This window comes from Emticicia sp. BO119 (genome assembly GCF_013912375.1).
GTDB lineage: Bacteria > Bacteroidota > Bacteroidia > Cytophagales > Spirosomataceae > Emticicia.
Genome location: NZ_JACETV010000006.1, coordinates 260,869 through 284,559, shown reverse-complemented (window position 1 = coordinate 284,559; position 23,691 = coordinate 260,869). Strand labels below are relative to the sequence as shown.

At 36.1% G+C, this 23,691-nt stretch carries 21 protein-coding genes; 9 read left to right on the top strand and 12 right to left on the bottom strand.

The genetic code is table 11. The features are described 5' to 3' along the window. Positions 1-4 precede the first annotated feature (4 nt). The gene (locus tag H1R81_RS19790) at positions 5-910 is read right to left on the bottom strand and encodes an AraC family transcriptional regulator (RefSeq protein WP_181842598.1); all 906 of its coding nucleotides are present in this window, start codon (positions 908-910) and stop codon (positions 5-7) included. Positions 911-1,094: 184 nt separating this feature from the next. Between H1R81_RS19790 and H1R81_RS19785 the strand changes: the two genes are divergently transcribed. From H1R81_RS19785 to H1R81_RS19775, 3 genes are all read left to right on the top strand, one after another. Further along, positions 1,095-1,940 carry a DUF4440 domain-containing protein gene (locus H1R81_RS19785; protein WP_181842471.1) on the top strand — a complete coding sequence of 282 codons (846 nt, stop codon included), beginning with the start codon at positions 1,095-1,097 and terminating at the stop codon, positions 1,938-1,940. 113 nt (positions 1,941-2,053) lie between these two features. Next, the gene (locus H1R81_RS19780; RefSeq protein WP_181842470.1) at positions 2,054-2,533 is read left to right on the top strand and encodes a (2Fe-2S)-binding protein; all 480 of its coding nucleotides are present in this window, start codon (positions 2,054-2,056) and stop codon (positions 2,531-2,533) included. Between the two features lie 2 nt (positions 2,534-2,535). Beyond that, a complete protein-coding gene (locus H1R81_RS19775; protein ID WP_181842469.1) occupies positions 2,536-4,782 on the top strand; it encodes a xanthine dehydrogenase family protein molybdopterin-binding subunit in 2,247 nt (748 codons plus the stop codon). A gap of 90 nt (positions 4,783-4,872) precedes the next feature. Here the strand turns inward: H1R81_RS19775 and H1R81_RS19770 are convergent, their stop codons facing one another. The 7 genes from H1R81_RS19770 to H1R81_RS19740 form a co-directional block, all read right to left on the bottom strand. Further along, positions 4,873-5,691, bottom strand: coding sequence for an oxygenase MpaB family protein (locus H1R81_RS19770; protein WP_181842468.1), 819 nt, complete (start codon positions 5,689-5,691; stop codon positions 4,873-4,875). Positions 5,692-5,704: 13 nt separating this feature from the next. Continuing rightward, positions 5,705-6,094, bottom strand: a complete 390-nt coding sequence (locus H1R81_RS19765) for a DUF2809 domain-containing protein (RefSeq protein WP_181842467.1) — start codon at positions 6,092-6,094, stop codon at positions 5,705-5,707. A gap of 288 nt (positions 6,095-6,382) precedes the next feature. After that, on the bottom strand, positions 6,383-7,468 hold the full coding sequence (locus H1R81_RS19760; protein ID WP_181842466.1) for a hypothetical protein: 1,086 nt from the start codon (positions 7,466-7,468) through the stop codon (positions 6,383-6,385). Then, the gene (locus H1R81_RS19755) at positions 7,465-8,376 is read right to left on the bottom strand and encodes a S1 family peptidase (protein ID WP_220275266.1); all 912 of its coding nucleotides are present in this window, start codon (positions 8,374-8,376) and stop codon (positions 7,465-7,467) included. The genes H1R81_RS19760 and H1R81_RS19755 overlap by 4 nt, the downstream gene beginning before the upstream one ends. 347 nt (positions 8,377-8,723) lie before the next feature. Beyond that, positions 8,724-9,896, bottom strand: a complete 1,173-nt coding sequence (locus tag H1R81_RS19750; RefSeq protein ID WP_181842464.1) for a glycoside hydrolase family 88 protein — start codon at positions 9,894-9,896, stop codon at positions 8,724-8,726. A 50-nt stretch (positions 9,897-9,946) separates the two neighbouring features. Further along, positions 9,947-10,777, bottom strand: a complete 831-nt coding sequence (gene kduI, locus H1R81_RS19745) for a 5-dehydro-4-deoxy-D-glucuronate isomerase (protein WP_181842463.1) — start codon at positions 10,775-10,777, stop codon at positions 9,947-9,949. 192 nt (positions 10,778-10,969) lie between these two features. Continuing rightward, a complete protein-coding gene (locus tag H1R81_RS19740) occupies positions 10,970-11,725 on the bottom strand; it encodes an SDR family oxidoreductase (RefSeq protein ID WP_181842462.1) in 756 nt (251 codons plus the stop codon). Positions 11,726-11,997: 272 nt separating this feature from the next. Here H1R81_RS19740 and H1R81_RS19735 point away from each other — a divergent pair, with 272 nt between their 5' ends. Beyond that, entirely contained in the window at positions 11,998-13,005 is a 1,008-nt protein-coding gene (locus H1R81_RS19735; protein WP_181842461.1) for a LacI family DNA-binding transcriptional regulator, read from the top strand. A 67-nt stretch (positions 13,006-13,072) separates the two neighbouring features. On the opposite strand, the gene H1R81_RS19730 is transcribed toward H1R81_RS19735, so the two are convergent. The 3 genes from H1R81_RS19730 to H1R81_RS19720 form a co-directional block, all read right to left on the bottom strand. Further along, positions 13,073-13,633, bottom strand: coding sequence for a hypothetical protein (locus H1R81_RS19730; protein ID WP_181842460.1), 561 nt, complete (start codon positions 13,631-13,633; stop codon positions 13,073-13,075). A 113-nt stretch (positions 13,634-13,746) separates the two neighbouring features. After that, positions 13,747-16,137, bottom strand: a complete 2,391-nt coding sequence (locus tag H1R81_RS19725; protein ID WP_181842459.1) for a TonB-dependent receptor — start codon at positions 16,135-16,137, stop codon at positions 13,747-13,749. A 213-nt stretch (positions 16,138-16,350) separates the two neighbouring features. Next, positions 16,351-18,063, bottom strand: a complete 1,713-nt coding sequence (locus H1R81_RS19720; protein ID WP_181842458.1) for a capsule assembly Wzi family protein — start codon at positions 18,061-18,063, stop codon at positions 16,351-16,353. 192 nt (positions 18,064-18,255) lie between these two features. Between H1R81_RS19720 and H1R81_RS19715 the strand changes: the two genes are divergently transcribed. After that, positions 18,256-19,479 carry a 4-hydroxy-3-methylbut-2-enyl diphosphate reductase gene (locus H1R81_RS19715; protein WP_181842457.1) on the top strand — a complete coding sequence of 408 codons (1,224 nt, stop codon included), beginning with the start codon at positions 18,256-18,258 and terminating at the stop codon, positions 19,477-19,479. Between the two features lie 138 nt (positions 19,480-19,617). Next, on the top strand, positions 19,618-19,821 hold the full coding sequence (locus H1R81_RS19710) for a hypothetical protein (RefSeq protein ID WP_130019799.1): 204 nt from the start codon (positions 19,618-19,620) through the stop codon (positions 19,819-19,821). Positions 19,822-19,862: 41 nt separating this feature from the next. Here H1R81_RS19710 and H1R81_RS19705 read toward each other — a convergent pair whose 3' ends face one another. Further along, complete coding sequence (locus H1R81_RS19705) at positions 19,863-20,636, bottom strand: RDD family protein (protein WP_181842456.1); 774 nt, start codon at positions 20,634-20,636, stop codon at positions 19,863-19,865. Positions 20,637-20,740: 104 nt separating this feature from the next. Between H1R81_RS19705 and H1R81_RS19700 the strand changes: the two genes are divergently transcribed. The 3 genes from H1R81_RS19700 to H1R81_RS19690 are packed head-to-tail and all read left to right on the top strand — an operon-like array spanning position 20,741 to position 23,689. Then, the gene (locus tag H1R81_RS19700; RefSeq protein ID WP_181842455.1) at positions 20,741-21,742 is read left to right on the top strand and encodes a stage II sporulation protein M; all 1,002 of its coding nucleotides are present in this window, start codon (positions 20,741-20,743) and stop codon (positions 21,740-21,742) included. Then, positions 21,708-22,439: a hypothetical protein gene (locus tag H1R81_RS19695; RefSeq protein WP_181842454.1), complete on the top strand. Its 732-nt coding sequence runs from the start codon at positions 21,708-21,710 to the stop codon at positions 22,437-22,439. Before H1R81_RS19700 ends, H1R81_RS19695 begins: the two co-directional genes overlap by 35 nt. Next, a complete protein-coding gene (locus tag H1R81_RS19690; protein WP_181842453.1) occupies positions 22,436-23,689 on the top strand; it encodes a DUF4350 domain-containing protein in 1,254 nt (417 codons plus the stop codon). Before H1R81_RS19695 ends, H1R81_RS19690 begins: the two co-directional genes overlap by 4 nt. Positions 23,690-23,691: the final 2 nt, after the last annotated feature.

The window sequence follows — 23,691 nt, the reverse complement described above, 5'->3', positions numbered from 1 at the left end:
ATTATTATAGGATTAACTCATTTGATATTCTGTATTCTTTTGGAGCCATACCAACATGTTGCTTAAAAAAACGTGAGAAATGTTGTGGATATTTGAAGCCTAATTCATAAGAAATTTCATTCACAGTTTTGTCATTGTCAAATATCTTGTTTTTAGCTATATCCAGTATTTTGTTTTGTATATACTCCTGCGGAGATTTTCCTGTCTCTTTCTTAATTAAATCTCCAAAATAATTGGCTGATAAATGCAATTCATCGGCACAATATGCCACAGATGGTAAGCCAATAGTCTGAGGTTTTTCAGAAGTAAAATAACTATTCAACAATTCTTCAAATTTTTCTAAAATACCTTTATTGGTCTTGTCTCTTGTAAAAAATTGGCGATCATAGAAACGATCGCAATAATTTAAAAACAATTCAATATTAGAGGCAATCAACTTCTTACTGTGCTTGTCAATAGACTGTTGTAATTCAAATTCTATTTTTAAAAAACAATCTAAAACCAACTGCCTTTCACGTTTTGAGAGATGCAACGATTCATTGGTCTGGTAACTGAAAAAGCTATATTCATGAATACTTTTAGCAAGAGGCATTCCATGTAACAAATCAGGGTGAAATGCCAGGCCATGTCCTGTCGGCTGATAATATGCTTTATTTTCTACATCAACAACCTGACCAGGCGAAATAAAAACTAAAGTGCCTTCCTGATAATCATAATAGTTTCGCCCATACTTTAAATCACCGCAATCTACATCCTTTAAAATGATACAATAAATCCCAAAATTCATTCGGGAACCTGTTCTTTGATTAGCTTTTGAAAAATCTAACACGCTCACTAATGGGTGCAACGCTTCATGATTATTAAAAGCATTGTATTCATTTATTGTATTAAAGTTAAATACCTGTTTCATATTTTCCATATTTCCTAAAGCAAATTTATACACTTCAATACTAAACTATAACAATATAAACGGCTCAATCAGTAATAATGGTAGATAATACAGTAATATATATAACATTTAAGACATTGAATACTAAGAAGTTTGTAGCGTATAAAGATGCAAAAGAAATTTTTAATATTTTCAATCGAAATCAATGAAAAAAATACTGTCTTTAGCAATTGTATTATCAGGGTCTATTATAAACCATTCAGTAGCACAGGAGGCTTCTATTTTTCCTGAAGGTGAAATATCAACTACCGATAATCACACAGGAACTATATGGCTTAAAGAATTAAGCGAAGCAGATAATAACTTTAATTATAGTCTGGCTTTTGCCACTTTTGCCCCAAGTGCTAAACTGGACTGGCATTCGCATCCGGCCGGACAAATCTTATTGATTACTAAAGGCACAGGCTATTATCAGGAAAAAGACAAACCTATACAAATAGTTCGTAAAGGAGACGTAATCAAATGTCTTCCGGGTGTAGAGCATTGGCATGGGGCTTCACCGGGCAGTACATTTTCTTATATAGGCGCAACACCTACCCAAAAGGGAAAAACTGTATGGGCAAAGCGAGTAACAGACGAAGAATACAATAGTGTTATGCCTCCTGTTGGGAATAGTAGTAAAAATGAAGAGCAGGAAATTATCACTCTCTCCAAAAACAAATGGCAATGGATGGCTGATAAAAATGTAGAGGCTTTGAAAAAACTATTTGATGGAAAGTCAGTTTTTGTACACATGGGAGGTTCGTGGGGAAAAGATCGGGAAATAGATATTATCAATAGCGGAGGTATTCATTACAAAAAGGCTGATATTCATGAGGTATCTGTTAAAATTATTGACAACACCGCTATTTTATTGAATAGAATTACGCTTTTGGCAGTAGTCGGTGGCAACGAGGTAACCAATCCATTTATGGTAACAGAAGTTTATATTAAGCAAGGTGGAGAATGGAAAATGGGCTCACTTTCATTTACCAGATTGACTACTCCCTGATTTGTTTGATTTTAGTAGCATATTGTTTGAATTGTGTAAGTTTTTCTCAAAATATTCTATTTTATTTACATCTTTTCTCCTGTTAAACTATTGATATTCTACAACATATATTTATGGCAAAATATAATCTGAAAGTTAATGGAAAAAACCATCTGATAGACGTTGACCCTTCAACGCCTATGTTGTGGGTTTTACGCGACCATCTTAATCTGCAAGGCACAAAGTATGGTTGCGGTGTAGCTATGTGTGGCGCTTGTACTGTTCATCTGAATGGTTCAGCCGTTCGTTCATGCCAGTTGCCTGTATCGGCAGTTGGTAAGCAGGCAATTACTACTATTGAGGGTTTATCGGCTAATGCTACTCATCCGGTACAAAAGGCCTGGATTGAGCATGATGTGGCTCAATGTGGTTATTGTCAGGCAGGGCAGATTATGAGCGCTACTTCATTACTGAAAGACAACCCGCACCCTTCAGATGAAGATATTGATGGGTATATGAGTGGCAATATCTGTCGTTGTGGTACATACCTTCGTATCAAGGAGGCTATTAAAACAGCTGCCAAAGCTTCAAAAACTCAACCTCAAAAGAAATGAATATGGAAAATCCAAAGACATATAGCAGACGCTCTTTTCTTAAATCGTCTGCATTGACGAGTGGCGGTTTGATGCTTAGTTTTACATGGCTTTCTGGTTTCAGACCTGCCGATAAAATGGCTGAACTGAATCTGCCTGAACAATGGAATCAAGTGACAGGATATATTCAGATAACGTCAGATAATATGATTAAAATCTTTTGTCCAAATCCGGAGTTCGGGCAGAATGTAATGACTTCACTGCCAATGATAGTGGCTGAGGAATTAGATATAGATTGGAAAAATGTGGTGGTTGAAATGAGTACTCACGATAATGTAAAGTTTGGCTCGCAGTTTACAGGGGGTAGTAATTCGGTAAGAATGTACTGGAAACCCCTTAGAGAAGCCGGCGCAGCTGCCCGGCAAATGCTTTGCCAGGCAGCCGCAGATACATGGGGTGTACCATTAGCTGAAGTTACAACTAAGGCAGGGATATTATCTCATTCAAGTGGCAAATCGGCAAAATATGGTGAAATGGCAAGCAAGGCGGCCACTATTGCTGTACCAAAAGGCATGAAATTAAAAGACCCGAAAGATTTTGCAGTCGTAAGAAATTCAAAGAAAAACGTTGAAGGAGAGAAAATCGTAACGGGTAAGCCCCTTTTCGGGTTAGATTATCGAGTGGATGGTATGCTGATTGCCATGATTCAACATCCACCTGCTTTCGGGCTGAAACTAAAATCTTTTGATGCTTCTCAAACCCTCAAAATGCCTGGTATAAAAGATGTTTTTACATTAAAATTGTATGAGGATGGTTTCCAGCAGGGAGGCTTTGACACCCGTACATTTAACGATTTACTGGTGATTGTAGGAAACACAACCTGGGAGGTAATGAACGCCCGCAAAAAACTAAAAGTAGAGTGGGAGCAGGCTGGAGATGTAAAAGACACTTTAACTGGAAGAGGTGGAAAACGAGAGGTGATTATTCCGGGAAGGCTTGAGTCCAGCTCTAATCAGTTAGAAATGATGCAGGAGCGTGCCAAACAACCTTCTACAGTTTTAAGAAAAGACGGCGACCCTGAAACAGCTTTCAAAAATGCTTCCCAGATTATTGAACGTACCTATAATGCGCCATTTTTAGCCCATAACTGCCTGGAGCCAATAAATTTCTTTGCCCATGTAACCGATGAAGAAGCCTTGCTGGCAGGGCCATTACAAGCACCCGGCTGGACAGAACCTACACTTTCAAAACTATTAAACCTGCCAGCTGACAAAATTGAAATTCAGATGACACGCATGGGTGGTGGCTTTGGGCGTAGAGCTTACGGACAATATCTCTACGAAGCAGCGCTTATATCTAAAAAAGCTAAGGCACCCATTAAGCTGATGTACACTCGTGAAGACGATATGACTTATGGTATTTATCGACCAATGTACACTGCTACCTATCGTGCGGCATTAGATGCCAATAAAAAACTCATTGGGTTTCATGTCATAGGGGGAGGAATTCCTGAAAATCCGGTTCATGCTAATCGTTTTCCGGCTGGAGCTATTGATAATTATTTAGCAGAAGGCTGGGAGATTCCATCAAATATTACCATCGGTGCTTTCCGTGCGCCTCGTTCTAATTTCAACGCGGCAGCCGAACAATCGTTTTTAGATGAAGTAGCTGAAGCAATGGGAAAAGATCCTATTGCGTTGCGTCTTGAATTACTGAATCGTGCCAAAGACAATCCGGTAGGTAAAAATAATGATTATGATGCCAAAAGGTATATTGGTGTTCTTGAACTATTGCGTGAGAAATCAGGCTGGGGTAAACCCGAAAATAGTGGCAGAAAAAGAGGCGTTGCTGCCTATTTCTGTCATGCTTCGTATGCTGGTCATGTGGTGGATATGGTGATGAGAGACGGACAACCCTATGTGGAGCAGGTTTTCAGTGCAGTTGATTGCGGTGTAGTAGTGAATCCTGATGCGGCAATTAATATGGTGCAGGGGGCTGTGGTTGACGGCATTGGCAACTCATTGTATGGAGCTTTGACCCATAAAGATGGTGCTCCCGAGCAGACCAATTTCCACAATTACCGAATCATTCGCCACAATGAAGCACCTAAGAAAATTGAAGTACACTTTGTTGAAAACGATATTGACCCAACAGGTTTAGGCGAACCGCCATTCCCGCCCGTTTTTGGAGCAGTAGCCAATGCGTTGTATAAGACTACCGGTAAGCGATATTATAATCAACCTTTTGCAGTTGATATGACAAAGTCGTAAGAATTTGTCATATCATTTATTTATTCATAAAACAGACAACTCCTGAAAGTTGTCTGTTTTTATTTATCATACTGTACTTAAATAAGCTTTCTATAAGTGTAAGAATTGCATTTCTGTGGTTTTCAATTCTTTATGTATGGGCTTGGGAGAATAGCTATGATTCAAATCATTTATCTGCTCACTATATTCAGCCGGAAGAAGAATGTTTTTAACAAGATTATCTAATTTGAGTTTTCGACTGAATAAATAAAGGTTCAGCAATATTTTACCCTTGAATGAATTGCCGAATTTTAATAATTCAGACACCCTTGCCGGAACAATTAATTTCTGACACTCCAATAAAATCAGGTAACGGGCCGAGCCTAAGTGTTTTTTGTATTGCAGATACAGGTCTGCCGTATAATGGCCATTAATTAAGTCTTCTTGCAGATGTGCTTTACGCGAATATTCCCAGCTTGAATAGTCTTCTGGTAGTTCGCTCAGACCCATTCTCAGGCCAACTCTTTGGAAAACATTGAAAACCTCTTCTTTTTCTTCCGGAGTCAATTTTCTTTCAAGCAGTTCATAAGAGATAATCGCATAATCAATTAACATATACAATACATCTCTATATGCCCAGTCAGGAATACGGGCCCCGCGGCTTTGTTCAACTCCTTGATGAATACTATTGATTTTATCAATTGCTCTGAGCGCATTCTCACTATCAGCAAAAACAATCATCTTTGCATAGCGGACAGTTGAGAAAAGCCTTCCTAATGGGTCAGAAGGGATTTTTCCGGTAAAATATAGCCAGTCTACTGCTTTGTTTAAAGCAAATTCTGCCGCGGAGCCTGCAAAGATGAATAAAATTACATCCGAATTGCTCCATATCTTTCTTACTATTGAGTTTTTGTCAACGAAGTCATTCATATTCTCTCAAAGTTTATATGCTTTGTTTCTGAGGAGATTTTATTCTCCAATATTCTACTAAGAGTATGGTCAGAAAACCTAAAGTATAAGCTATCATATCAACCCATGAAAAGCCCGTGCCCAAAGCAACTGCAACGATCCTGTATTTTTCCCAACCCATATAATGTACAAAATGAAAATATTGTAATGTTTCAATCAGATAACAGAACAAGAGTACTGCTATAGCGGCCTTCACAAAATCAGTATTATAGAAAGTGAAAACAGCACAGTACACCAGAAATACCACCAGATAATCGCCTACAATTGGCCTAATAAAAGAATCGTGCACATATAAGGCAATGAGTACTTCTATAATGAAAAAAACAATAGCTAATAATCCGTACTTAGGTCTGAATATAAACATTTTTGGTATTTAAAAGTACTTTGAAAAACAAAGTTAATTGCTTGATTGAGAATAACAAAATATTTTTCAGTATTTTTTGTTGAACTCTGTACTTGCAATTATTTGAAATAAGCAAGAATACATACCTGTTTAAACTGGAAGTCAATTCCTATAATAGTTGATGAATCAGTTAAAAAGCCTGAACAAATATGTGTTTGTTCAGGCTTTTAGGAAACTTTCATTAATTAAAATTCGACTAAAAATAAGATAGGAAAAGTGGTTTCTTTGTTTAAATCTTATACACTTGATTTATTCTTCTGAATCTTTAGCTTTTTTAAACGGATTTTTGTTAAATCTATATGATAGACTAAAAAATACGTTTGGCATATATCTACCAACATGAAGCTGGTCAAAATTAAGATTTTCCTTTACTCTCTGATTAGCGCTGTATTCTCCTCTTAAAACGGATGATTTAGTAATACTAAGCCCTAAGCTAATTAATACATTCTGTTCTATAACAAGACTTGGTGCTATAAAAGCAGAAATTTCTTCAAGATTGGAGCCTAACCCTGATGTAAAACCAAGAAAAACAGATGAGAGTTCTTTATGTTTAGGATAGTAAGTTATAAATACTGTTGGATAGACATTTAAGCCTGATAGCCCTTTCATCTTTGTTTTTTCAGCAATAAGATAAGTACTACCTGTATCAGCTTTTGAATAATATTCTTTATTACTTGAAAGCCCATTTAATTTAAATGCAAAGCCGTAATTTAATTCCCAATTACCTTTAGTATCTGTGGCTATTTCAAAAGCATCAAATTCTTTTCTCTCAATATTAAGAGCTGGTGTAGCCTCTCTAACAATTTTCAAAGTAATCTTCTCCCCAACTATTAAAAATTTATTTCCACCAGAGTCTAATTCTTCTAAAGAAAACTCTCTTTGTGTTAATCCAGGAATACGTATAAGTTCTTCTTTTATTGTTGCATTTGTTATAATATCTCTTCCACCACAATCAAATATCTTTTTTTCTAATTCACGTAAGTTTGCTCCCAAATCTAATTCTGTGGTGGAAGTATATACCTTTTTGAAAATAATCGCTTCTTGGGCAATCTCACACACATCTTTTGTAGCAGATTGTTTACTTAAAAATTTGTCTAAATCTATTGGAGGTACTCTGGTTGATGTTCTTTCAGCTATGATTGAATATTTAGTAAAAGGTAAAAAATTTATTATCTTAATTTTTATATCTCTTTTATGCGGTACTTTAATTTTAAGTTTTTGTTGACTTTGTGAAAGGTCAATTGTAAGAACGCCAGTGAGGTCGTTAAAACTTTGTCCATTTGCAATAATTGAATTGCAGAGGAGATAGAGAGTAATAAAGAAAAGATTTTTCATTGTAAGTGAAGAAGATTAGTGTCTAATTTTAAAACTGAAAATATTCTATGTATGCTTGATGCTAGTGCATTCTTATGTGTAATAGGATTTCCCTGAATATGCAATCCTACAGCACATTCGCTATCCCTGTCAATCCAGATAGCCCCAGAGTCTCCAAAATCGCTTAGGATAGTATTATTAATACTTTTAATTGTAAATGTTTCTGAGGTAGTTGGAGATATATCATCGATTGTACCTTCAGTAAAACCAGTTGCACAGCCTACTTTAAAAACCTGCATACCAAGACTTGGTGGTATAACCCCCTGAATAGTTATTGGTGTATTACCATTTACTATTTCTTTTTGAAATAAATTTCTTTTGGTATTTAGTAGTATTGTACCTGCATCTAATGGCGTATTAATTGAATGTATTGTTCCAATAAAATCATTGACATTTAACGGATCTAAGGATGGCTGATAAACTTCATCTCCAGTATTTCCTATTTGTCCGCTTTTTAAATTATGGGCTGCTGTCAATCCAATCAAATTCCCTGTTATCAAATCAGTGAAAATACCTCCAAGTGTACCTGCTAATTTTACTATCGGATTAATAATCTGAATACCTCCGCGCAGGTCGGAAAATCTCTGTTGTAAATGGTTAGCCTCATTTACCCATAAACTTTCTATTACATCCGTAGGTATTCCATTTACTGATTTGGGAATAATTTCATCAGGAAAAATTTCTGATTCTGCCCTTTTTTTTGTTACATGCACCCTTATGGCTATTTGTTGGGTATCTGGTATACCATTAATTTCTTTATACCCGATAGCCACATAATTAACACCCCTTATTCTGATTAATTCTTTATAAATAGAATTAAACATTTTCTTGCTTATCTTTTTCATTTTATAAAATGTAATTTTACCCACATGATTTTTAAATTCTAAATCAAATTTGGAAAGAGAAAAAAGATAAGTATAGTTGAATTTATCTATCGGTACCCTTTTTGATTTAACGGTAGCTATTTCTTGTTTTATTATTATTTTACCTTTTGAGAAAGATTATAAGGAATATGCTTTTATTAGCTAAGGATGAAAAAATTGCAGACACAGTAATGCTAAACCAAATTAATAGAAGATAAGAGAGTGATTATATTATTGTTCTGTCGAGATGTATAAATAGAGAGAAAATTTTTTACCTCTTCAGGTACAACACTAACAAAAATGCCCCTGAAAAGGGGCATTTTTGTTAGTGTTGGGTTTTGGAACACTATAGCTTATTTCTTCAATTTCTGATAGCGCAATAAACCTTCTAAGAAATAATAGTCAGCATAAACGAGTGGCACATCAATTTCTGATTTAAGAGGTTTGGCACCGACAGAGTGTTTCAAAATAAAATGATTATTTTCACCTAAGTTGGCTTTATAGGTTGGGCTTGCCAGACTTTCTAACATGGTTTCGGCAGCGGCAAAATAGAGTTTGCTTTTGGCTTTGCTTACATAAGTGCTTAATTCCAGCAGGGCTGAAGCAGTAATTGCACCCGCAGAAGCATCGCGCTCTTCATTCGGGATATTAGGGGCATTAAAATCCCAATATGGAATTTTATCTTTCGGTAAATTAGGATGACTCAGATAATAGTCAGCTATTTTCTCTGCTTGAGCCAAGTACTTTTTGTCTTTGGTTTCTCTATACATATCTGTATAGCCATACAATGCCCATGCCTGACCTCTTGCCCAAGCAGACTCATCGGCATATCCCTGATGTGTCCCTTTCTTCATCACCTCACCGTTTTCGCCATAAGCTATTACATGGTAACTACTCCCATCTGAACGGAAATGGTTCTTTAATGTATTATCGGCATGAGTTACGCTGATATTATAAAATTCTTTATTGCCAGATTCACGCGCTGCCCAGAATAAAAATTCAAGATTCATCATGTTATCGACAATCACAGGATATTTGTAGCCCTTCCAGTTATTCCAGGATTTGATCAAGCCCACTTTAGGGTCAAATCGGGTAGCTAAAGATTTAGCTCCGGTAAGCATAATTTCTTTGTACTTCGGATTTTTGGTCAACCGATAACCATTTCCGAAAGGGCAATACAGCATAAAGCCTAAATCATGCGTACCTGTGTTATACTGCTCTTTTTCAACAGCCATTGTCCATTTGTCGGCGGCCTCTTTCCATTTCTGGTCTTTGGTTTGTTCAAAAATGTACCATAACGAACCGCCAAAAAAACCACTGCACCACCAACTGGTAGGCATATCTCTTGGTGAACCATCAGGATTTGTTGACTGAGGTGTCCTGGTAATATCAGGGTGGCTTTTCAGCATGCCTTCATACTGTTTGGCAGCGAAGGCAAATTCTTTTGTTACATCAATCTTCTTCTGGCCAAGAACGATTGACGTAACAAAAAGCAATAAAATAATCAAATTAGAGGTAAGTCTCATTTTATAAAAAATTGAAAATTAAATAATTGTATGAATAAACAGGTATTGCGTCAGCGTAACTCTGAAATAGGTATGAAGTCCATATCTGAAAAAGATTGGTTTTCGCCTGCCATACCCCAGATAAATGAATAGTTAGAAGTACCGCAACCTGAATGCACCGACCAAGGTGGAGAAATAATTGCCTGATGATTGGCTATCCAGAGATGACGGGTTTCTTGCGGCTGCCCCATCAGGTGTAGCACACCATGATTTTCAGGCACATCAAAATAACAATAGGCTTCCATACGGCGGTCGTGGGTATGTGATGGCATGGTGTTCCAGACACTACCCGTTTGCAATACTGTCAAGCCCATTACCAATTGACAACTTCTGATACCATCTAAATGAATATATTTATAAATTATCCTTTGGTTGGCTGTTTCTACTGCTCCCATACTTGCAGGAGAAGCTTCTTCTTTGGTCATTAATCGGGTAGGATAGACGGCATGTGCAGGAGCTGAAAGGATAAAATATTTTGCAGGGTTATGAGTGTCAACGCTTTCAAAAACTACTTTCTGGGCACCTCTGCCAATATACAAACAGTCTAACTTATTAATGTTGAAGGTTTCGTCACCAACTGTAATTTTGCCATTGCCTGCCACATTGATAATTCCGATTTCTCTTCTTTCCAAAAAGTAATCAGACTTCAGCTCATCATAATTACCCAACGCTATTGACTCATTTTTAGGCATAATACCTCCTAAAATCATACGGTCATAGTGAGAGTAAACAATATGGACCTGGTCTGGTGTGAAAAGCGTCTCTACAAGAAAATTGCTTCTCAACTCGGTCGTATTCATACCCGCAGTTTCCTTAGGGCTACTTTCATATCTTGCTTGCATATCTTTAATAATTTAATGATTGAGTGAGTGATTTAGTGATTATGTCTTGAATTTTGATTTAGCTGATTGACCTGATTATCATGAAAGGTGTTTGACTATATACAACTGATTATGAAGGTGTTCTTATAATCAGCGAAATTATTTAATCAGTTAAATCATAATTCAGAACCAATTTCACAATCACTTAAAAAATTACCTTCCCATCCAACCGCCATCTACGGTTAAGACTGTGCCATGTACATAATCCGCAGCTGAAGAGGCTAAGAATATTGCAGGACCTTTGAAGTCTTCAGGCTCACCCCATCGTCCGGCTGGAATACGGGCTAATATGGAGGTACTTCTGTCAGGGTCATTTCTTAATGCTTCCGTATTATCTGTGGCAATATAACCGGGTGCAATGGCATTGACATTAACGCCTTTTGATGCCCATTCATTGGCTAAAGCTTTTACTAAACTTCCAATGGCTCCCTTACTGGCGGCGTATCCAGGTACGTTAATGCCTCCCTGAAATGTCAATAATGAGGCAGTAAAAATAATTTTTCCCGATTTTTTCTCTATCATTCTTGCACCGATTTCCCGGGCTAAAATAAATTGAGAATCCAGGTTAATTGTCATTACTTTATCCCAGTACTCATCAGGGTGTTCGGCGGCGGGTTTTCGCATGATAATACCGGCATTGTTAATAAGAATATCAATAGCAGGGAAGTCTGTCTTTACCTGTTTAATAAAGGCATAAAGACTCTCACGGTTTCCGAAATCAGCCTGATAAGCCTTGAAATTTCTTCCTAATCCCTTGACGGCTATCTCAACGGAGCTATTTTCTAATTCGATACTGGCAGATACACCGATAATATCTGCTCCAGCTTCTGCAAGCCCAATGGCAATAGCCCTACCTATGCCTTTATTGCAGCCTGTTACAAGTGCAATTTTGCCTGAAAGATTAAACATTTTAGGAGTATGATAGAATTATTCTAAGATAAAGCTTTTGATTCAACTTATATAATCAGTCAAATATACCTACGAAGATGCAAATTGAACATAGGAAGAAACAAATAAATAATTGACTTTATTTATGCAATCGTTGTCGGGAACGTTACCAAAAGAGCTTAAGGATATTATTGATAAAGATAATTTTAATATCTTTGATTGTGGGCTATACCTATAGCTACTTGTGTATTTTGCACGGAGCAAAATAAAATTGTATTTTACTTGTACTTATCTTGGAAGCTATAACAATAAAAGATATTGCCAAAGCACTTAATCTCTCTACTTCTACGGTTTCGAGAGCCTTAAGAAACAGCTATGAGATTAATCCCGAAACAAAAAAACTTGTTCTTGAATATGCCGAGAAAACGAATTACCATCCGAATCCGATTGCTTTAAGTCTAAAGGAGAACAGGAGTAAAGCAATAGGTGTAATTGTGCCAGAAATAGCTAATAATTTTTTTTCACAGGCCATTAATGGGATTGAGGCAGTAGCTTACAATAGAGGTTACCATGTAGTGATTTTTCAGAGCCATGAGTCCTGTGAGCGGGAGCGTAGCAATATCCAGCATTTAGTAGGGCGTAAAGTAGATGGTGTGCTGATTTCTCTATCAGGTGAAACTACTGATGTGAGCCATTTGCAGGAAATACAGAACAAAGGAGTACCATTGGTGATTTTCGACCGGATTTCTAATAAGATTGAAGCTAATGAAGTAATTGCTGATAATTTTCAGGGAGCGTTTCAGGCAACTGAACATCTGATACTATCTGGTAGAAAGAAAATTGCCCATATTACTAGTCCCTCGCTGCTTTATACAACCAAAGAAAGATTGGAGGGCTACAAAGCAGCGCTCGAAAAACATGGAATACCCTTTGATGAGGATTTAGTGCACTATTGCGGATTTGCACCGGAAGAAGCCCGGCAAGTGATTTTTGAATTATTAGATAAGCAAAAGCCTGATGCCATTTTTACTGCCAGCGACCGCCTTGCCTTAGATAGTTTTGCAGCCGTAAAGGCCAAAGGCATCAATATCCCTGAGCAAGTGGCTTTTATAGGTTTTACTAATTTACAGGTAGCCCATTTGTTAGACCCACCTTTAAGCACCGTTGTACAGCCTGCTTTTGAAATAGGCAGAACAGCCGCAGAAATGTTGTTGAATACTATTGAGAATAAGCAAAGTATTACTGCAGTAAAGACAATAAAGATTCCTACAGAGGTAAATCTGCGTACTTCATCCAACTAAAAATCCACAAACCAAAGGCTCGTGGATTTATTGACCTAAACTAAACTTTAAGAGTAAAACTTAAATATTATTGAATATTGACATTAAAATCTAAGTTTACGTCATCGCTTCCGGGTATTGGAGTACCATCTTTCACTTCTTTCCCGTTCACAGGTGGTTGATGCCGCAATTGTACTTTTAATTTACCTGTTCCTGTGGCTCCGGTTTGTAAAGTTCCGGTCAAGCCAATCGGGAAATTACGCGCGTCTTTGTCGCCGTAGGTATAAGTGAACAGGCTTGCCGGCGAAGGTGTAAAAACAAATAAATGCTCATCACTTTCCTCTTTTACTTCTTCTGTAATACTTTCCGAAGGGTTTTTTGATTCGTCTAATAACTCAACCGTAAGTGTATAACTTGTATTGGGTTTAAGACTGATATTATCGAATTTAGTTGGGGCATTCCCTCCATCACCATCAGGGTCATTGAATACAAATGTCTGCGTGGTTCCTCCAGAAGTAAAATTTAATTTAACAGTAGTAATGGTTTCGTTTTCTTCTTCTACATCTACCGAAGTATCTTTACAAGCTACCAACGAAAACAATAGCGCAAAAGCAAAGAGACCGGAAATGGTGATACGATTTTTTTGCATGGGTTTTATATTTAATGATGAATCTGTATTTGCAACAACGATGCAAATATAAATCTATATTTTTGATTGTGCAACAATATTGCAAAAATAATATTTAACCAAAAACAATTATTTTAGAGCGAATATTTAGCTCTTATTACAAAATTTCTACCGATTTCGTCAGCAAAATACCTGAATCGATTCAGGTAATCCCGATAAGAAGTGTTCAGTAAGTTGTTTACTGTCAAGGATATATATATACCATTCCGGTTATTAAACTTTAGTTGTTGAGTAAAAGCAGCCGACCAGAGCATATATGCTGATGGAGGAGGTGCGAAGTCGCCACCGTATTGATTGAATATAATTTCGTCTGTAGGAATTTCACTGAAAATTACTTTTGTTGGCACACGGCTTTGTCTGGCTACATACAAATTAGTGAGCGAAATTCCACTCTTTTTCCATTCATAGCGAAGGGTATTTTCCCAGCGATTCGGTGGAATCATGATTAATGGTTGTGTATGGGTAATATCCTGCGCTTGTAGATAAGATAATTTAGAATTTAGAGAAATATGCTTATGAATCTGAAAATTACCACTTAAGTCTATTCCCCTGAAACGTGCATTAGTTTGTGCATACCAAAACTCTGGGAATGCTCCACGGATAGTAAGTGTTGGCCGCCCTGTTGGAGACAGGAAGATAAAATTACGGATATAATTATTATACAGATGTAATTCAAGCTGAAACAGCTTGGTAATATAATTAGCAGTAAACGACAAATTGGTAGCTACCTCGGCATTCAGATTTTCATCGCCTTTTTCATAACTGGCTGCACCATGATGCACGCCATCGCTATATAATTCGTTGACAGTAGGAGCCCGCCAGGCCGAACTAAGATTAAACAGGAAATTCAATTGTGAGTTAGGTCTGAAATTCAAACCAAAAGTACCAGTAAAATTTTCATTCTGCTTTTTGCTTTCTACTTTAGCCTGCTGCCCTCTTGGAATTCTATACACATCTAAGTTACGGAAATCATAACGAAGCCCCCCCTCAACTTCCCATTGATTTTTAACGATTCTTTCAATCAGAAATACACCTCCAGTCAGATTCTGAAAATTAGGGATTAATACAGTTGAAGAGCGTGGTTCCCGTAAAGTGCCAGTTGTCAGATTCTGCTGAAAATTAGTGTTGATCCCCACTGAGCCTGTCAGTAATTTAAACAGGGGCTTGTGTTCAAAGAGTAATTCTCCGGTGTAGGTGGTCAGTTGAAAAAGCTGAATTAGGTTTTTATCTCCTCTCAGAATATCCACTTCTTTTCTGTAGTTGTACTGTCTTCCCAAAGTAAGCGACAGCTTACCGCTCTTTAGCTGATGAGTAGATTTTAGTTTCATCAAATTATGTTGTACGTCCTGATAAGGTCTCCCAATAGTATAAGTGAATTTTTCTGGTGTATAGATATTCAATGGGCTGCCACGTTTAATCGCTTCTATCAGATCTGTTACATTACCGATATGTGAGCCTGCGAATACACCAATCTGGGTATTAAACTGACTGAAGAAAATCTCTGACTGCCAGTTACGTCTTTTATAATCTGCACTTACCGAAAAATTGATTTCAGATACACCCGTATTGGATAACCTGTAATCTGGTGTAGAAATATCACCGCCTCTCTTAAAAGTACCTTGTACCCGATACCCAAACGACTGCGGAACAGCAGCTTTTTTCGGGCGAATCCCGCCTTCGAATATACCTGAGGTTACAATCTGGTTACCATTAGTAAAATATACTGTATTTATCTCACCACTCATTCTGGTGGAATCTGGTAGGGCTTCAGGTTCAAGCATGATAACGCCTGCTATGGCATCAGAGCCATACCGTACACCTGCTGCCCCTTTTAGTACTGTAATTTTCTTGGCTACAAACGGGTCAATTTCGGGGGCATGTTCGCTACCCCATTGTTGTCCTTCCTGCCGTACCCCATTATTCATAATCAATACACGGTTCGAGTGCATACCGTGAATAACAGGTTTGGCTATAGAGCTACCTGTCTGGAGTGTAGTTACACCTGATATTTGTTTCAAAGTTTCACCTAAAGATTGCCCTCTGTTCTGGTCAAGCGCAGCATTCTCTAATACATTTTTGGTTTGAGTCAGGTTATCAATCTTTTCTGCTTTAATATCTATATTGGCTAAGTGTAACTCACCTTCAGAAAGTTTAATTTCCTGCTCGGCCTCATGTAAAAGTTTAATAGTATAGGTTTTTTCCTGATAGCCAACAATCCGACCTACAACAGTATAAGTTCCCTGACAAAGATTAGCAATATGATAATGTCCGTTAATATCGGTGATAGTACCTTTATTTTGCTCTTTAACAAAAACTACTGCCCCAACGATGGGTTCTTTGGTAGTGTTGTCTAACACTACACCATGTATAAAGCAATCACAGTGGACACCCGGTGTTTCTTCTTTTGTTTGCGCAAAAGAGGATAAATATAGAAAATAAATAAATATAAGAAGGCTTTTCTTCATTGGGTCAATCATACTATTATTTGATTGCACTATTATAAATGCAACTATATTGCAAAATTAAAAAAAAAGATGAAGAAGCCGTGAAAATAAGATTAAAAGTAGATGAAAACGATAAGAATGTATTTAAAAACCAAGATTAGACCTGCAATTGAAAGTCTATCCTAAAAAACTTATCTTATTCATGAATAAAGAATAGCGCATTTGAAATAGGCTTTAAAACAATAGCTGTTTTTTGCCTATATTCCATCTGATTCCTAATGAAAATATATTACTTGAGGTATTTTCGGAAGTTTCAGGATAATCTACTTTTCTGTTCTGGAAACTGGTGTCTATAAATAGGTTATGTCCTAACATATAAGATGCTCCTATTTCGATATTCTGAATATTTGCTTCATTACCCTGCCCAATAAAATTATTGTAATCGTATGGGCGAAGCAGATTGTAATTGCGCTGAATGTTTCCTCCCCAGTTAATAAAATTATAATCCTCGCCATGCCGGGCCATCATAAAATTATAATTCAAAGTCAGTCTTGGTGAAGGCTGATACCGGGCAATAAACAAAAATTCACGAAAATTAGAGCCTAATGGGTGAGCTAAGGGCAAATTATAGTGTACAAAATTACTGTAAGACGAATTATGGCTATAGGTATATGGCCGGGCTAAGTTATATTCAGTCAGCAAATCAAGGTTTTTAACGCCTAAAGCGTCAACATAGCGGAGGCCGATCTGGGTAGCATATTTAGTAGCCCACCAGCCTTTTCTTTTAAAATGCTTGAAGTTAAATTCGTCTAAAACCAGTTGTCCGTATAGGGAGAAGCGGCGCAGAAAATTATACTTAAAATCGGCTCCAACAATAGAATTATCTACGCTACCTAAGTGCCCTTCTACATAACGGTAAAAAATAACAGGATTCAGATAATTAATGTCAAATCCAACTTTACGTTGCCCGAATACCACCGTTTCAAACAGACCTATGTTGAGGTTTTTGGTAACATTAGCACTCAGATGGTGAAAAGTAAAGTATTTTGGTGGTATTTGCTCTGTACCGTCTTTGGCAACAGGAACTTGTTTGTTAACAGCTTGTGCAAATATATTGATATACTGAAACCTGCCGACTTGCGTAATTGCTTTCAGATGCAGGTAAGGTGCTGAGAAATCAGATAGAATCAAAGACCGAATGCCTGAGCCTATAAAGTTTTTATCATGCCCAAATTGTAAAGTAAGATTTTTTAAAGCCCTGAATGTAATATAACCTCTTGCAGAAAAAAAATCGGTTATCATACGGGTTGAATCACTGTCAACGATTTTGGTGAAGCCCTCATATGGGAAACCATTATATAGTCTGGAGTAATTCCTGACGTATTTTGGATACGAAATCTGGTTTTCAGTAAGCATTGAGTAGAATCCTAATTTTTTATTAAGATTGCCTCTGATTTCTATACCACGTGTATTAGTAAACGGGGCATTTTTTGTCAGATTATCTCCACCAATACCAAACTGAAAAATGGGACTGATATGGATATCAAAATCTTCGTTGTTGAAGTAATAAAAGTCTGATTTCTTTTGAAGGAAGTATTTGAAGAGTGGTTTTTTTGTATTGTTCTGAGTAATTTTACCTTTGCTCATTCCATCAGGGTAGCTATCCTGAAGCCATTCCCAACTATCATTTTGCAGGTAATTGATATTAAAATAATCAACTTTCGAAAGTTTTGCTGTTGAGTCGTTTTCTAAGGCGACAGTAAGACTTAATAAATCTTTACGGCCGACGGGCTTAACATTGCTATAAAATTTATTTGAAAGTTTTCCGCTTTTTATTTCATAGCGTTCGATAAAATGCAAATAGTCGTTATTCAGCGGAGTAAACGTACTTTGTGCCGAAGAACTAAAACAAATTACTCCCAAGAGAAAAATAAAACTCAAACGCATTAAAATATGTTCTTTTATATAGCGGATGCTATCTGGTGCGAAAATACGTATAATTCCTTATTTTATCTTACAGATATTGTAAATTTGTGTAATTAATAGGCAGAGCAGGTATATATTTGGCACACTATATGATTAACAATTTATGCCGTTTTTTGTTCAGTCAAATTGATTATTAAAATAATTATAATTTTTATGAAATCATTTGTTATTCCGGAGATTTATAAGAGTACTATCATCAGTAAAATAAAGGAAATTCGTCGGGCAAAAGATCGGCTAAAGAAAGATTTTGAGCCTACACTAATAGATTTGGGGCCTGTAAGTTTCTTGATTGCGCGTCATTTCGGTTTTTGCTATGGAGTAGAGAATGCAGTTGAAATTGCTTATAAAACGGTTAATGAGAATCCAGATAAGCGTATCTTCTTGTTAAGTGAAATGATTCATAATCCTGATGTAAATGCTGATTTGTTATCGCAAGGTGTGAAATTTCTAATGGATACAAAAGGGAATCAATTGATTGACTGGAATGAGCTAAACCCTGATGATGTAGTAATTGTACCTGCCTTTGGGACTACCTTAGAAATTCAGCAACAATTAGAGTCATTGCAGATTGACCCGTATAAATATGATACGACTTGCCCCTTTGTAGAGAAAGTATGGAACCGGGCTACGCAGATAGGAGAGAGGGGATATAGCATTGTAGTGCATGGCAAACCCAAGCACGAAGAAACCAGAGCAACTTTCTCGCACAGCAAAGAAAATGCGCCGACCGTTGTAGTGAACGATATGAAAGAAGCAGAACGCTTGGCTAAATATATAACCAAGGTGTTGCCCGGTAAACAGTTTTATCTGGATTTTGCAGGACAATATTCAAAAGGTTTTGATCCTGAAAAAGATTTGACTCGTATTGGCGTTGTAAATCAGACAACGATGTTAGCTTCAGATACGCAGGCTATTGCTGACTATCTAAAACAGGTAATGACTACTTATTTTCAGTTACAGCCACAAGAAGTTGAAAAGCACTTTGCCAATACTCGTGATACCCTTTGCTATGCTACTAACGATAATCAGGAAGCAACCTACGCCTTGCTCAAAAACGAAGCTGATTTTGCTGTAGTGGTAGGCGGTTATAATAGTTCTAATACTTCGCATCTTGTTGAGTTATGTGAAGAAAAACTTCCGACTTTTTTTATTCAGTCGCAAGATAAAATTTTAGACAAGAACTTAATTCAGCATTATGACCTTCATAATAAACAGGAACTAACAACCAACTTTATTCCTGAACAAGAAAAGACAACTATTATGCTTACCTGTGGTGCTTCATGCCCTGATGCAGTGATGGAGGCAGTAATGCTAAAGATTTCATCTTTTTTTAATATTAAAAAAGAAATAAGTGAAGCAATTGAGGCGTTAGAATAATATAAAATGTAAATATTACTGAGTTTAATTGAACTATTTTTAATAAAAAATTAAACTTTTTATTGACTTTAATAAAAAAAAATTTAGTAAATTTACATTTATCTAATCGCTATAACCATTCTAACCAACTAATGATTTATGAAAATGTTAGATTACGTGAAAGTGATCCTGGAAAAAGTAAGTTTTGAAAGTAGTTTGTTTGAAAAAGAATTAAAAAAAGCATTAAAACTATTGTCTTTCCGAGAAGTACGTGAATTGAAAAAATGGTGTTACGAAAAATTTGGAAGTATTTATCGGGGAATTCTGAACAAAACTTTCCGACGGACACAGTTAAGTGTATAGAAAAAATCCTCTCAGCCCACTGAGAGGATTTTTTAATGTATCTACTTTACCTCATTTATTGCATAGTAATTATAATCATTCAGCAATTGTTTCAGAAAATCATAGTTATTATCAGTGCTTTCAATTTTCAGTAGATTCTTTATGTGCTTTGCAAGCTTGTTGGCGATTTCAGGGTTCAACGTTTCACTTCCTCTTTCTAATAGAAATTTTATCTGATTGATGTCTTTGTCGGACAGCCTCATAATTTCAGGATACTTTGGCTCATACCCTTTATTTTTTGTAGCATAAGCATAAATTGTATCTTCAATGTAAATTTCTTTTTGCCTTGTATTTATCACAACGGTGTTGGCAGCCATATCGCCAAAGCGTTGGTGCTTTTCTGTAAGGATAATCAATAGCCCTCCTATAAGTGGACTAAAAAGTGCAAAAAAGTAAAATGACACATGAATAAATACGAATAACCAGATCAGCCAGGTATCTGCCCCTAAAAACAACCATCGCACAGCACACTGATAGATAGACGGATAATTGCCATCAATGCCCACCACTCTGATTTTTAAAAAATATTTTCCTAAAGACTGTCCTTTATTGAGCCACTCAAAGAAAAATGAATAGAAGATAAGCGGCAGATAGATAAAAAATGAGAGCAATACCGAACTACCCCCAAAAGTAATACTTGTAGCAGAAGAAACAATTACCAGGTACAGGCACTTGATTATCCAGTCGATTAAATAGGCACCAAAGCGTGTACCAACATGGGCTAATTCAAATTTGAGGTCAATATTCAGATAAGTCGGGACAAAAATTGCTTTCATTTTACAATGCTTTAGTTGCCGGATAAAATTAATTTTTTATTTTCAAAAATATAAATTATCAAATATATTTTCTAATTTGCTTCACCGAGGTTTCAAATAATGCTATGCGAGAAAGTAATTTTATTGATAAAAATAATAAGCGATGGGAAGAGATTGAAAATGATCTTAAAACAGATCCTGATGAGATTTCATCCGATTTTATCGATTTAATGAATGATTTGTCTTATGCTCAGACACATTATCCTCATAGCAAAATTAACGAGTATGTAAACTCTCTTTCATCAAGGGTTTATAAGAAGATATTTCTACAGCAAAAGCAAGATAAGAATCCTTTTTATCATTTCTGGATAAAAGACTTTCCTGCCGCAATTGGCCATAATAGAAAAGTGCTCTGGATAGCTACTGCAATTTTTTTTACATTCTGTATTTTAGGTTATATCTGCTCTTTTATTGATACAGATTTCATTGAGGGTATTCTTGGGAAGGATTATGTAAGAATGACCGAAGAAAATATTAAAAATGGAGAGCCATTTGGGGTATATGATTCAAAATCGCCTTTAGAGATGTTTTTATCAATTTTTTCCAATAATCTTCGGGTAGGCCTCATTCTCTTTATCTCAGGTATATGTTTAGGTATTGGCAGTTTTTATTTTACATTTTCGAATGGAGTGATGGTAGGTGCTTTTCTATCACTTTTTATTCAGAATAACCTTGGCACTGATGCCATATTTGTGATTATGCTGCATGGGACTTTTGAACTGATGGGTCTAATACTTGAATGTATGGCAGGGTTTATACTGGGTTTGAGTTTTCTGTTTCCGGGTACATTAACCCGAAAACAAGCTTTCAGAAAAGGTTTATCAGAAAGCGCAAAAATCTATATCGGAACTATTCCCTTCACTACTATAGCTGCGCTGATAGAGAGCTACGTAACTTATCTCGGAAAGCAAGGCTTTCAGAACAATAATATTTTAATCATGCTGTTTTTGTCGCTGATTTTTATAGGAAGTTGGCTCGTGGTTATCTGGTACTTTTTTATTTATTCTAAAAAGCTGACTGAAAATTATACTTATGAAAAATACCTTGAAGACATTGTTCATAAATAAAATAATTATATCAGGGTTTATTTTCCTGTTTTCAAGTACAATGTCTTTTGCTGATAAGGGGGCGTTATCAAAGAGCCACGTTGATTCATTGAAAAAAAGTGAAGAAAAACTATGGTATGTAGATAAATTTAAAAGCGAAAAAAAAACAATACCAAAGAAAATACCAACACAGCAACCCAAAATTGGTAATTTAAGTAAGATTTTTGAAATAATTGCTTCTGTTTTTCAAGTCTTGGTCTGGGTTATTATAGGTTTAGCTATTCTGGGTGCTTGCTATCTTCTTATTAAGAATCTGAAAGGTTTTAGGTTTAAAACTAATCCTGAAATTCGGGTTACTACCAGTGAGATGCTAACAGGAGAATCTGATATTAAGGCGGTCAATGTTGTCGATTTAAGTAGTCAGATAGAAAAATGTATCCTGGATAAAAATTATCGGCTTGCTACAAGGTACTACTACTTATGGGTAATGAAAATGCTGAATGAATCTCATCTGATAGAATTTAATATCGATAAAACCAATCAGGATTATACACGTGAACTAAGCAAAAGAGATATTTTTTCAAAAGAGAGACTGGGGTTGTTTATTGAATGCACGAATTATTATGAATATTTATGGTTTGGGAATTTTGCTGTTTCTGAACCGGCATTTCTGAAAATTGAAAAAACTTTTAAAGATTTTCTGACTAAAAAAGCATGAAAGGTAGATCAATTATAGTTGGGGCTATACTGATAATAATAGTAACTTTCTTAGTCCTTATTCTGAATAAATTATTGAATTTGGATAAAAAATTCGATAAGTCTTTCACAGTAAGCCGTTATTCATATAAACCGTATGACTCCAAGTTCTTTTTTGATGAACTCAAGCAGAATGCAGGAGGAGGGTTCAAGGAAAACAATGTCAGTTTTGAATTAACCGGTTTAGGCTTGGGTGAGACAGTTAATACAACTTATATGATTGTGTCTCCCAATTTTTATCCTAAAAGTCTTGCTATCAATCATTTAAAAGCTTTTGCCAGTAAAGGGAACAATGTCTTTATATGTGCTTTCGGTTTTACTACCGAACTGATAGATTCGCTATACAATTCTACTCGAGTTAATAAAATGAATGGGGCATTTCCTCCTTTTTTAGCTGAAAACCGTTGGAGTATTAAGTGGAATGAAGAAGATAGCACTCAGACACAATATCATTTATGGGGACATAAGCCTGTTACAGCGATATTAGATTCTATTTATCTGCCCGGTAATGATCTGATAACAGATATAGATACACTTATTACGGATGATAAGAACAATGTGCAATTGCTTGAGATTGAATGTGGATATGGTCATATATTTCTTTGTAACAATCCGATATTGGTGAGTAATTATTTTCTGCTTTATCAGGATAATTATACGCTTTTTAATAAAATAGCAGATAAGATAAATCTTGCAGAAAATAATATTATTTGGGACGATTATTACCGGAAGGTAAATAGTGCTGATGATGCTTCATCGACAGATATTGGAAAGAGCGAAGTGTTTAGGGTAATCTTCGAAAATCCACCATTAGTGTGGGCTTTTTATACTTTCTTGATTGGTATAGGCTTATTTTTATTGATTTATTATAGAAGAATCCAGCAACCAATTCCAATTTATAGTACCCCTAAAAATAATAGTGAGGCCTACATTACAGTTGTAAGCGGTTTATATTGGCAGCAACAGAATCATAAATCTATTGCTGATAAGGTTATTACCCAGTTTTTTGAATACCTGGTACATAACTTTCATATCCATGCCAAAGATTTTCAGGAATCGGAATTGGAAAAAATAAGCCTGAAAACAGGAAGGAGTTTACAGGATATTCATGAGATTTTTGATGAAATTAGCCTTATTAAATCGCAGGAAGAAATTACGAAACAAAGCCTAATGAATCTATATCAAAGAATTAACTCATTTTACAAAGCATAAAC

Coding starts and splice junctions, on each gene's coding strand:
- H1R81_RS19790 (WP_181842598.1), bottom strand. CDS start 910: ATGAAACAGGTATTTAACTTTAATACAATAAATGAATACAATGCTTTT.
- H1R81_RS19785 (WP_181842471.1), top strand. CDS start 1,095: ATGAAAAAAATACTGTCTTTAGCAATTGTATTATCAGGGTCTATTATA.
- H1R81_RS19780 (WP_181842470.1), top strand. CDS start 2,054: ATGGCAAAATATAATCTGAAAGTTAATGGAAAAAACCATCTGATAGAC.
- H1R81_RS19775 (WP_181842469.1), top strand. CDS start 2,536: ATGGAAAATCCAAAGACATATAGCAGACGCTCTTTTCTTAAATCGTCT.
- H1R81_RS19770 (WP_181842468.1), bottom strand. CDS start 5,691: ATGAATGACTTCGTTGACAAAAACTCAATAGTAAGAAAGATATGGAGC.
- H1R81_RS19765 (WP_181842467.1), bottom strand. CDS start 6,094: ATGTTTATATTCAGACCTAAGTACGGATTATTAGCTATTGTTTTTTTC.
- H1R81_RS19760 (WP_181842466.1), bottom strand. CDS start 7,468: ATGAAAAATCTTTTCTTTATTACTCTCTATCTCCTCTGCAATTCAATT.
- H1R81_RS19750 (WP_181842464.1), bottom strand. CDS start 9,896: ATGAGACTTACCTCTAATTTGATTATTTTATTGCTTTTTGTTACGTCA.
- kduI (WP_181842463.1), bottom strand. CDS start 10,777: ATGCAAGCAAGATATGAAAGTAGCCCTAAGGAAACTGCGGGTATGAAT.
- H1R81_RS19740 (WP_181842462.1), bottom strand. CDS start 11,725: ATGTTTAATCTTTCAGGCAAAATTGCACTTGTAACAGGCTGCAATAAA.
- H1R81_RS19730 (WP_181842460.1), bottom strand. CDS start 13,633: ATGCAAAAAAATCGTATCACCATTTCCGGTCTCTTTGCTTTTGCGCTA.
- H1R81_RS19725 (WP_181842459.1), bottom strand. CDS start 16,137: ATGAAGAAAAGCCTTCTTATATTTATTTATTTTCTATATTTATCCTCT.
- H1R81_RS19720 (WP_181842458.1), bottom strand. CDS start 18,063: ATGCGTTTGAGTTTTATTTTTCTCTTGGGAGTAATTTGTTTTAGTTCT.
- H1R81_RS19715 (WP_181842457.1), top strand. CDS start 18,256: ATGAAATCATTTGTTATTCCGGAGATTTATAAGAGTACTATCATCAGT.
- H1R81_RS19710 (WP_130019799.1), top strand. CDS start 19,618: ATGAAAATGTTAGATTACGTGAAAGTGATCCTGGAAAAAGTAAGTTTT.
- H1R81_RS19705 (WP_181842456.1), bottom strand. CDS start 20,636: ATGAAAGCAATTTTTGTCCCGACTTATCTGAATATTGACCTCAAATTT.
- H1R81_RS19700 (WP_181842455.1), top strand. CDS start 20,741: ATGCGAGAAAGTAATTTTATTGATAAAAATAATAAGCGATGGGAAGAG.
- H1R81_RS19695 (WP_181842454.1), top strand. CDS start 21,708: ATGAAAAATACCTTGAAGACATTGTTCATAAATAAAATAATTATATCA.
- H1R81_RS19690 (WP_181842453.1), top strand. CDS start 22,436: ATGAAAGGTAGATCAATTATAGTTGGGGCTATACTGATAATAATAGTA.